The 2,760-nt window shown below is 57.5% G+C and carries 3 protein-coding genes; 1 reads left to right on the top strand and 2 read right to left on the bottom strand.

All coding sequences use genetic code 11. The annotated features are described in order from the left end of the window. Together AC33YF_RS13575 and AC33YF_RS13570 are read right to left on the bottom strand one after the other, a co-directional pair. The coding region (locus tag AC33YF_RS13575; RefSeq protein WP_491777747.1) for a molybdopterin-dependent oxidoreductase at positions 1-860 on the bottom strand (860 nt) is incomplete at its 3' end. Positions 861-1,531: 671 nt separating this feature from the next. Next, the gene (locus AC33YF_RS13570; RefSeq protein ID WP_491777746.1) at positions 1,532-2,101 is read right to left on the bottom strand and encodes a peptidoglycan-binding domain-containing protein; all 570 of its coding nucleotides are present in this window, start codon (positions 2,099-2,101) and stop codon (positions 1,532-1,534) included. Positions 2,102-2,553: 452 nt separating this feature from the next. On the opposite strand from AC33YF_RS13570, the gene AC33YF_RS13565 reads away from it, so the two are divergent. Next, on the top strand, positions 2,554-2,760 hold a 207-nt coding region (locus AC33YF_RS13565; protein WP_491777745.1), incomplete at its 3' end, for a hypothetical protein.

The raw sequence follows: 2,760 nt of genomic DNA, 5'->3' as shown, positions 1-2,760 counted from the left end.
ACGTCACGAAGCCAAATGCGCTTGAGCCACTTTTGCGAGCACGAGCCCGGCCAGCCTGGAACCACCAGGCGAAGCGGCCGCCCGTTTAGTACAGGCAACGGCGTGTCGTTCATTTCAAAGGCGATTAGCACGTTCTCCGTCATGGCCTTTTCGATCGGGATGCCGCGGGAGATTGGTAGCTTCTTTGGGTCACCAGAAAGGTGGCCATCGGCACCCTCATGGGCCGTGTAGACGACGCCCGGTTTTACCCCAGCTTTTTTGAGGACATCTCTCAGACGAACGCCAGTGAAATAGGAACAGCCTACAGCGCCGTAGGTCCACTGGTTGCCACTCGCTGGCGGGTTGAAGAAAGCGCGGCCGTTGCCGCCGCATTCAATCACGAGCGCGAGCTTCACAACTTCGAAGTCATTTTTGAGGTCGGCGATGCTCAGCTTAAGCGGATTGTCGACCATCCCATCGATGGTGAGTGCCCAACCGTCAGGGCTTGTGTCGGGAGGGACCACGCCGTTGTTGCGCACGAAGAAACGATCATTTGGTGTGATCGGTGAATCAAGCAAGTGGGGCGTCGCCTCAGCATTCACGGGGCGGTCGTTGAGTAGAACCAAGCCGTCTTTGCCCTCTAAAATATCGGACTCGGCAAGAGCGACCGGGATGAATCCCGTAGGCATGTTTCGATGAAAGGGAATTGTTGCACCGAGCATGGCGCCCATCGTCGCTAGGCCTGCTCCGCGCAGAAACCCGCGGCGGTCGGCATGCGACCTGCGGCCGAAGACGGCAAGATCCGCCGCTTCAGGGTCTTCCTCGAAAAACGCGAAGAGGCCTTTCTGCTTTGAACCCTTAATTCTCGTCAGCTGATTCATTGTTTCCTCCCGCGATTTGTTTTTCGTTGCGCTTTTTGAACAGTGTGCGGGTGGTGTGTGACACTAACTTAAAGCTGCGCTTTTTTTCCGCACTCTAATCGGTGCGCTCTCCCATCACGGAACTTGGCCAAGCTCTGGGTGGACCTCACACCGTCCCTCTCTTCGAGCTGGTGCCTTTCTCCTTCGGCGTTTCGTTGGCTTGAGAGGTCCACGGGAAGAACATTGCACAAGATTTGGTTATATCGGGCACAATCCACTCAAGCCCTGGCGCGCGGGGCTCCTCATTCATAAGCAAGAGTGCAAGCCACAACGCGCAACCGCTGTAATGGACGCACGCCGAACACCGGCTGGTGTCTCGAAATTCGGTTAGTTCAGCAGGCTTGTAGCGGCCCATTGGTACAGTCCTCGGCGGGCATAAGGAGCTGGGTAGCAGAGTGTGGCGCCCCGTCCCCGAAGAAGGGTTGGGACCAATCACACTGCACCCTAAGTGTGAACGTCCTTCCCAGAAATGATCTCGGTCAAAGGCGACCGTTTAGGGCCGTTCTTGGCACGTGGCGTTCATCGGCTCCAGATCTGAGGACTTCCGCTTTCGCGGGTGAAGCGGACATAACTGATCCCTCTCACAATGTCCGCCAATGACCCAATGCGGACGTTGTTTTGTGCAGCGGTGATCAGTTAGCTATCGCGTGTTTTTGCTGATCTTCCGGTCCTTCATGATCACCTGCAAGCTGATCTCCGTACTGCATGTGCTCGAGCAGCTGACGCGACGGGCGGCCAGTGACAGACAACTGGTTGGCGGACTGATATTGCCGGATCGCGTCAGCCGTGCCCGGTCCATAGACGCCATCGAGTGGGCCAGGACTGTATCCAAGGTACTCCAGCGCAACTTGGGTATCGTAGACCAAACCAGATCGCGGAGTGCCTTGCCGATAGGCCCGATACGATCTTGCTCTGCCATTCCAATCAGCTCGACGCCTAGCCTTGTTTTCGGCCTCAATCGCGCCAGCCACAACCCCGACGCCGGCGCCGATCGCGGCGCCCTTCCCAGCGCCTCTCCCGCCGTCGACGATACCGCCAACTACGGCACCAACGACGCCACCTTGAATACCGCGCTTTAGGACTTGCGCAGAAACGGTGCCTGAGTGAGTGGCCGACAAGACTATCAGTGCAAATAAGAGGGCCAGTGCGCGCTTAATCAGCGCATTGGCAGGACGCATTGTGTCTCGCTGCGATGTGCTCATTTGGACTCCCCTTAACCGCCAGCACTTGCATCAGTAGGGCCATGCGCAAGTCCCGATAAAGGCGCAGCAACGCCCCTCGCTCCCGGGACGCGCCATCCTGCATGCTGTGCCATTTGTCACTCTGAGGTACAACTCAAAGGACCTTGCTGGGTTCCAGCAACCTCGTCGTAGGGGCAAACCCCGCAAAAGCCAGCTAAGGGACGTTTGGCTGGGTCCCAAGTACTCGCTAGAGCTAGGCAAACAGCCAACCGAGCCCCCTATGCCTGGCCTTCGATGAGGGCGCTGCGCGTTGCTGCGCAATGCTGAGGCTAAGGATGTCCGCTTACGGGTGTAGAGCGGCCGTCACCGAGCCGGGTTCTAATGTCGGCTAATGACCGAAAGCAGACATAGGCCACCTGCCTAGATAGCCGCAAAACCGCGGTCGCAATTGACAACCTGGACTGATCCTTACTATGCGGCTCTGGGATCTTTCGATCCTTTGGGCGCTTATGAGCAGTTCGATGATCCCCGCTGACTTGTTTCAACATGGACTGTCCCTTCCATCAATGCGGATCAGTAGCTTCAATCTTGAGAGCTTTGGTAGCTCACATCGCAATGCGGCTCCCTTCGAGGAGCGCGCCGCCGTCCTCCGCCCACAGCTTGACCGGCTTAAAGCTGAT

Source organism: Methyloceanibacter sp. (assembly GCF_058506495.1).
The sequence above is the reverse complement of the archived record's forward strand: the minus strand, read 5'-3'. Positions and strand labels throughout refer to the sequence as shown.